Source organism: Candidatus Cardinium sp. cByotN1, assembly GCF_022810525.1.
Classification (GTDB): Bacteria; Bacteroidota; Bacteroidia; order Cytophagales; family Amoebophilaceae; genus Cardinium.
The window spans coordinates 1-7,809 of record NZ_JAACGG010000082.1 but is presented as its reverse complement, the minus strand read 5'-3'; the positions used below and the strand labels follow the sequence as shown (position 1 = coordinate 7,809).

Annotated in this window: 5 protein-coding genes; 4 read left to right on the top strand and 1 reads right to left on the bottom strand. The window is 36.2% G+C overall.

Features of this window, described 5'->3' with window-relative positions; genetic code table 11:
• Positions 1 to 166 precede the first annotated feature (166 nt).
• Positions 167 to 1,681 (bottom strand): OstA-like protein, encoded by a 1,515-nt coding sequence (locus tag MUW73_RS02430; protein WP_243018557.1) that lies wholly within the window; start codon positions 1,679 to 1,681, stop codon positions 167 to 169.
• Between the two features lie 257 nt (positions 1,682 to 1,938).
• Between MUW73_RS02430 and lysS the strand changes: the two genes are divergently transcribed.
• The 4 genes from lysS to MUW73_RS02410 all read left to right on the top strand — a co-directional run bounded on the left by lysS (position 1,939) and on the right by MUW73_RS02410 (position 7,577).
• The gene (gene lysS, locus MUW73_RS02425; protein WP_243018559.1) at positions 1,939 to 3,462 is read left to right on the top strand and encodes a lysine--tRNA ligase; all 1,524 of its coding nucleotides are present in this window, start codon (positions 1,939 to 1,941) and stop codon (positions 3,460 to 3,462) included.
• 187 nt (positions 3,463 to 3,649) lie between these two features.
• Positions 3,650 to 4,510, top strand: coding sequence for an acetyl-CoA carboxylase, carboxyltransferase subunit beta (accD, locus tag MUW73_RS02420; RefSeq protein ID WP_243018561.1), 861 nt, complete (start codon positions 3,650 to 3,652; stop codon positions 4,508 to 4,510).
• Between the two features lie 898 nt (positions 4,511 to 5,408).
• The gene (locus MUW73_RS02415) at positions 5,409 to 6,320 is read left to right on the top strand and encodes a hypothetical protein (RefSeq protein ID WP_243018563.1); all 912 of its coding nucleotides are present in this window, start codon (positions 5,409 to 5,411) and stop codon (positions 6,318 to 6,320) included.
• 204 nt (positions 6,321 to 6,524) lie between these two features.
• Positions 6,525 to 7,577 (top strand): hypothetical protein, encoded by a 1,053-nt coding sequence (locus MUW73_RS02410; RefSeq protein ID WP_243018565.1) that lies wholly within the window; start codon positions 6,525 to 6,527, stop codon positions 7,575 to 7,577.
• Positions 7,578 to 7,809: the final 232 nt, after the last annotated feature.

Below are 7,809 nucleotides of genomic sequence, written 5' to 3'. Positions count from 1 at the left end.
GTTACTGCAAGCTTAGTTTATAGCTGGAAAAACAGGAACCTCCCTGCAATCCCTCCCGGCAACTGTTTTTCTTGTCATCTCTAAACTCCGCTTGCTGATCGCACTTTTTTCAAAGAGCGCGTTTTTTTCCTAGCATAAGCCACAGTGGTGAACGGAAACTTATTATCTAGGTAGTCCTTCTAACTAAAATATGCTCTTTAGTAGGCCATTTGTCACCATGCCAAACAAAACCATCCAGTTTCATTTGCGTGTCTTCAATTTTTTCTGCTGGATAAAAGATCCCCTGAGGTTTTGGTTTGCATATCATGTCTGACAATGCATTGTCGATCATAGTCATTTCCATACTATCACACTTGATATGGTTCATACCCATTAACTCATTGTTATCCCCTAGTGCAAAATAGAGGCTTTCACTATTACCGTTTATCGACATCTTTTCAATAGCACCCTGCTTAAAAAATGCCACCATCTTGTGTCCCTTTACTTGATTGTAATTACCAACTGGATCTGCTGATGCCATAAACAAATCTTTATCTACAAAGAGCTTCACTGCTTCTGATGTCTCTTCTATAACCAGGTAAACTGCTTCTCCTGTAATCTGGTAGTTGCTACACCAAATCACTGGTTTATTATGTAAATGAATGGTGTTTTTACTGGTATTATAGACCGCACCATCGGCCACACCTTGTAGCGTTTCTTGGTAGAGTCTGACATCATGTAAAGCATGAATTTCTTGCTCTGGAGGGTGATTGTTAATGGTTTTTTCTAAAACTATAAAGGTATTAGCCCGTAAGTAGATAGAATCATTATTGACTACCTTGGTTAATAATGGCTCACCAGTTATCTCTCCTTTTTTTTCTTTTTCAGAATAACTAGCTTTTTCACCTACAATTACCGCATCATGCTTTTTGGCTCGAAGCGAAACATGACCACTAGCCGCACAATCTTGGCCATCAATAATTTCTAAACGGTCTGCAGTAAGAATGATTTCTTCTGTAGTAAGTGTTCCTTGGTCAAATGCAAGCTGTTTTTTAGGTACAACATATTGGCCGCCTTTGGCAGTGGTTAGTACTCCTTCTTGATGGATAATTTTAGTATCTCCAAGAAAATAAGCAATCTCTGACTCCGTATGGTAATCCAACTGGTCGCAATGGAGCCTATAATTAGGATCTACCAATACTACTTTTTTAGAAAAGGTAACTTGATGGCGTGCACCATCATAAACCCCCTTATTACTGGTCAAAACCATTTGATCTTGTACTAATTTTCCTCCTTGCAAAAACTTCCCTTGTTTCTTTTCTACATCATAAATTAGTTTAGGGGTATAAAACATAGCCTTTGTAGAGGAACAGCTTACATTATTTTCGAAAATGGCTTGCTTGTGTGCTAAATCATAAGTCAATAGGCCACTTTTTAATACGCTACCTTCTCGATCGACAATTTTAACATTACCTTGCGCCTCTATTACCTCTTGATCATCATATTTATAGACTCTATCTGCGGTCAAGGTCATACCATGGGTATCAAAAGTAATCACCACATTGCCTTCTAATTTCTTACAAGCCTTATCGTTGACAACCTCACCTTCTAGTCTATCTGCCTGATAGGTGATAGGGTCAGCTAAGGCGCAAAGGGGCCAAGCCAATAGATATAGAATAGAGTAAATGATTTTTTTAAACATTTGCTTTACGTTTTTACTAAAAAATTAATCACCAGTTTAAATTTAATAAAAAGGAAGATATGGATTGTACGCCTTATGTAAAGATCTTTTTGTGTTAAGCGGTTACTAAATCTAGAATTTATAAAAATAAAATGTAAATTAGGCAAGTCTCTATTGTTAGTCATGCTCAGCCTAACCAAAGGTTTTGGCTGCATAAACCAGCGGCATAACCATGAAAGACTTTATTCCTTAATTTTTATACGAATTATTATATTGCCATGCACGAACTGAGTGAACAAGCCATCATTCGAACGCAGAAAAAAGCCCTTTTAGAATCGATGGGCGTTGATCCCTATCCAGCCTTTGTGAACACCATCAATGCGACAGCAGCCACTATTCTTGCGGGTTACAAAGAAACAGATAAGGAATGCTATGGCCATGTCGTACTGGCCGGTCGCATTATGGGGCGCAGGATTATGGGCGCAGCCTCTTTTGTAGAATTACAAGATGCGAGTGGACGCATTCAACTCTATGTCCAACGAGATGCTATTTGTCCAGGAGAGGATAAAAGCCACTACAATACTTTTTTTAAAAAGTTACTAGATATAGGAGATATCATTGAAGTGCAAGGTTCGGTCTTTACCACTCAAGTAGGGGCTATAGCGATTCACGTTACCCATCTTCGATTACTAACCAAATCACTGGCCCCTTTACCAATTGTCAAAGAGGTAACTACCCAAGAAGGGATAAAAGTACATGATGCTTTTACCAACCCTGAACAACGTTATCGCCAAAGGTATGTCGACTTAATTGTTAATCCCTCCGTACGAAAGGTATTTGAACAACGAGCTAAATTGATTCATACCATGAAAGCTTCCTTGCACCGACAAGGTTATCTAGAGGTAGAAACTCCTATCCTGCAACCCATTTATGGAGGTGCATCTGCACGCCCCTTTACTACCCACCATCATACCTTAGATATCCCTTTATATTTACGTATTTCTAATGAGCTTTACTTAAAAAGATTAATTATTGGTGGATATGAAGGAGTTTATGAGTTTGCTAAAGATTTTAGAAATGAAGGCATGTCCCGTTTTCATAATCCTGAGTTTACGCAAGTAGAACTTTATGTTGCGTACAAAGATTACATTTGGATGATGGACTATGTAGCAGCATTGATAGAAGAAGTAGCGCTTGCGCTACATGGCAGCACAAAGGTGCCATTTGGCCCTCATCTGATTAACTTCGAGCAGCCATGGAAACGTTTTACGATGTTTGAAGCGATCCACCATTTTACTGGATATGATGTGAGCAATATGGATGAAACGGCATTACGCAACGTAGCCCATCAGCTCCATATCGATGTAGCAGATAATGTAGCCAAGGGTAAAATTATAGATGAAATCTTTGGTGCAAAGTGCGAACCCCATCTGATTCAGCCTACCATTATAACCGACTATCCCGTTGAAATGTCTCCTTTAGCTAAACGCCATCGAGAAAATCCAGCTTTAACGGAACGATTTGAAGTAATATGTGCTGGTAAGGAAATATGTAATGCTTTTTCTGAGTTAAATGATCCTATCGATCAGCAGAAAAGGTTAGAAGAACAGCGTACATTAGGCGAACGTGGAGATGAAGAGGCCATGGTGGTAGACCATGATTTTTTAAAAGCTTTACGCTATGGTATGCCTCCAACTGTAGGTATTGGAATCGGTATAGATCGCCTAACAATGATTATGACCAATTCAAGTTCTATTCAAGATGTGATATTTTTTCCGCAAATGCGTCCTGAAAGCCCATAAAGCCTTTAAGGTGGCTTTTAATATACTGTTTGCACAAGCTATTTGTGATGAGCTTTTTTTAGAAAAAGTGCAGTTGAGCACCGCACCATACTCAGTGTATTGGAGGAAGCATAAATAAGTTTCGACATCAAAAGTGGCATCCGCAATAGATTGGGCAAGCGGTATAATCAATTTTGTAAATAATTGTATGAATTTAATAAACGACAACCTAAGCTGGTTTAAGCGCAAAAAGAAAGGAATTTTAACCCCTAGTTCCGCCAAAAAAGAGTCACCGGATGGTATTTGGGTTAAAACACCCAAAGGGAAGATTATACACAGCAAAGTATTAGAGGAAAATTTACAAGTTGTACCAGATGATGGATATCATTTACCGATTGGCTCAAAGGAATATTTTGCTATTTTGTTCGATCAGCATAAGTTTACAGAACTTAATGCAACTCTCCGATCGGCAGATCCACTCCAATTTGTAGATAATAGGCCTTATACAGAGCGTCTAAAGCAAGCAGAAGCACAAACCGATTTAATAGATGCTATACGAACGGCTTATGGTACTATTGATGCATTTCCTATTGCGATTGCTTGCATGGATTTTAAATTCATTGGCGGTTCTATGGGTAGTGTAGTGGGCGAAAAAATAGCCCAATTGATCAACCATTGTTTGGCCCATCACACGCCCTTGCTGATTATTTCTAAGTCTGGAGGTGCCCGGATGATGGAGGGTAGTTTTTCCCTGATGCAAATGGCCAAAACAGCTGCTAAATTACGCCAATTAGCTGATGCTAAACTTCCTTATATCTCGCTACTGACTGATCCTACTACAGGTGGTGTAAGCGCCTCTTATGCCATGCTAGGTGATATCAATATAGCTGAACCAGGTGCATTGATTGGTTTTGCAGGTCCACGTGTGATTCGAGAAACGGTGGGTAAAGAATTGCCAAAAGGGTTTCAAACAGCAGAATTTTTATTGGCGCATGGCTTCTTGGATATGATTGTAGATAGACGGAAGTTAAAAGAAAGCGTTAGCTTACTCTTGAAGATGTTACAATAAGTATGTTTTTGCTTATTTTTTGATCAATCAAAAAACTATCTATCTATCTATACTATTATAGCTTTACAGTAGCGCACCCAATAGAAAAAACGTATCCACCATTACGCATGGACACGAAAAATTAAGTAAAAAAATAAATTATTTCGCTTGTTAAGCAAACAAATAACCTTTTAAGTTCACGATTTTGCGTAAAAAGCTGTGATATATTATTATTTTTTTTATATATTTGCCTAATCCTTTTAATCAGGTTTATATGATCTTATTTATCTTTTTTCTTGATCTTTTTTGATCAATCAATCTATATAGTCTATCTAAATCTATAACACTAAATTCTTATAGACTAACAGAATAACCGTTGTATCTGTTCAGGTCACTGGTAAAAAAGGCATTTTTATCCCATTTTTTGCTTGATAAAAAAGTGGATAAAAAATCAAGCCCTCTGTAAAAAGTTGCGGAAGGTAATACTTACAGCTATAAAAACAGCAATCGCCCGTTATGCAGGTTTTACAAAAAGCTGTTTTTTCTGTTTTAGCTTGTAAGGGCAAACTTTTTGCTCGCCCCTATTTTACAAGGGTTACTTTTTCTTTTTGTGCGTAGTCTTGCCACAATGGTGCATGGATACTAACCGTTGAATTAATAGTAGTTTAAAAACCTAGCTTAATATATAAAATTATATGAAACATTCCCATAAAGTCGCTTTATTTTATTTATCTGCATTATTATTTACTAATTGTGGGTTCGGTGTTAACAAAAAAATAAGAAAGCAAAACTTGAGCAGCATCCTACCAATAATGGAGCAGATCAGTCGGATGATCTAGATAAGGATAAGGCGCACAAAGAAGGTGGACAGGATGAACACAAAAATGGGCTACCTGAAGAAGATGCAAACAGTATAGCTTTGAAAGAACAAAAAATAGCACTAGATAAGAAACAAGAAGCAAACGAACAAAAACATAAAAAACTTGAAGAAGAGAAGAAAAAAATTGAAGCAGAAAAGCAAGCACTCGAAGCAAGAAAGAAAGAACTCGAAAAAAGCATGAGTTCAGGTCATGAAAAAAACAAAGAATTAGAGGAAATAAGTAAACAAATAGATGAAAAAGACAAACAACTCAATAAAACACTTAAACAAATGGATGAATTAGTCCAAGAAAATAAGGCATTATTCCAAAAAATAGATGAATTAGAGCAACGTTTAGCCGAAATACGTGAACCAGAAGAGGCAAAGTTGAAAAAACTATATCCAACCAAAGTACCAGCATGTGATGCTAATGACGTAAAAAAATATACGCATGGCCTACTAAAAAATAATGGTAAAAAGCATTATAACCAGGGCGCACTCGATAGGCTATTGAATAAATTATCTATTCATTATAAGAATGAGGATATGAGTAAAATAGAAAAAGCAACAAAAAATATAAACGATACTAACTCTAAATTAAACAAGTGGGCTCTTAGCTTACCTTATAATCAACTTGTTGAGCTTATTCATCGGCTTGATATGTATAAGCCCAATAAAATGTCTGATGCATATCTACTTGGTTTTATAGAAATATGTCGGGAAGTTGGTAAAAGCTTGCCTAAGCATTCATCTGCATACAAGGAGCTATACCAAATATTAGTTGACTTTATTGATACAGTCCAGCTTTTTCTTATTGAAGAGATAGGAAATAAAATTCAGGAGAGAAAAGAGGAGAAAGCAAAAGCGAACAAAGCGCTATCTTCTAATAAGCAAAAATTGCAAAAAGAACTCAATGCAAGAAGGGAGGAATGGATAGATACAAGGAATAAATGGCTTGAAGAACGCGGATAAGTAGTTATCCGTTCGGTCCTTTTTTGTCCATTTTTTGATCAAGCAAAAAATGAGGTCAAATTTGCTGCGTACTAGTGGACTAAATGAAGACTATTATATTTGGTAATCAATAAAATATGACCCTTAAGCTGACGCTATTACCTAAACAGATATATAGAATAGTCATTCAATTAAATTCATTTTCAGTTTAAAATATAAAATTATATGCAACATTCCTATAAGGCTGCTTTATTGTATTTATCTGTACTATTATTTAGTGATTTCGTGTGCAGTGATAATAAAAAAATAAAGACAACACAAGAGAAATCTGTGAATAATGATTCTAATAATGAAAAAAAAGAAATAAAAGAGCAGGATGAGGCAACTAGCCTAAATCAGCGTAATCTTGAAGAAAAGCCAGAAGAGAAAAAAGAGCTAGATACCATAAATTTTGACGACAGTCAAGATTATGAACAGAAAAAGCAAAAAGCTGAAATGGATAAAATGAAAAATAAACTAGAAGAATATGAGAAGAAGTTAAAAGAAACAAACGAGGAAATAAGCAATCTTAAAAACCTGTCTAAGGACGAAAAAGAAAAAGCAGCAAAACTATCTGAGGAAAAAAACACAATAGCAGCAAAACTATCTGAGGAAAAAAACACAATAATAGAATCAAAAAAAGCACTAGAAAAGCAAATCTATGATAAACAAAAGAACATGTTCACAGGGCTATATGACAAAAAAGCACAAGAAGTTAATGAAAGTTATGTAGTCGACTATGTAAATAACATACTAACCAGTAAAAACAAAGATAGAAGCCAACAAAAAACACTCGAGAGGCTACTTAAAAACCAGCCTGCGACAGCGCCTACGAAAGGGTGTATGCAAGACATTAGAGAAGATAAATTGACAATACAACAAGCAATATCTGTCTTTGATTATATTAGATCTGATTTAAGAGCATGGGTTCTTAGATTACCCTGCCAGGCAATTGAAAAGATTACTGAACGTCTCGGGTTGCTTAATTTACCCGAACAGTTGCCTGATTTGCACAATGCATGTATAGAACAGAGCTACCTTTCGGATTCGGCTGCCAGGAAGGAGATAAAGGAAATAATAAATAGATGGATCAAGGCAGAGGAGGGCCTTATTGACGAGATAGACTATAGAATTAAACAGAAAAAGAAGCTATCTAAGAATAAAAGGGCATTGAAAAACCAACTAGACGAGAGACGGAATAACCTTAATCTTAGAAAGAAACAGCTGCAACTTGATTAGTCAAAAAGTGGATAAAAAAACGTTGATTTTTCATAAAAAGCTACGATATAGTTTCCGTTCACCCAATGGCGTGAACTTGAGGAATTTTTAATTATTTTTATTTGATTATAAGTTTTTTTTATCTTACTTTTTTCTTGATAAAAAAGTAAGCAAAAAATCAAGCCCTGGTAAAAAGTTGCGGAAAGCTCCCCTTACAGCTGGAAAAACAGAATCCACCCTGCAACATCTATTG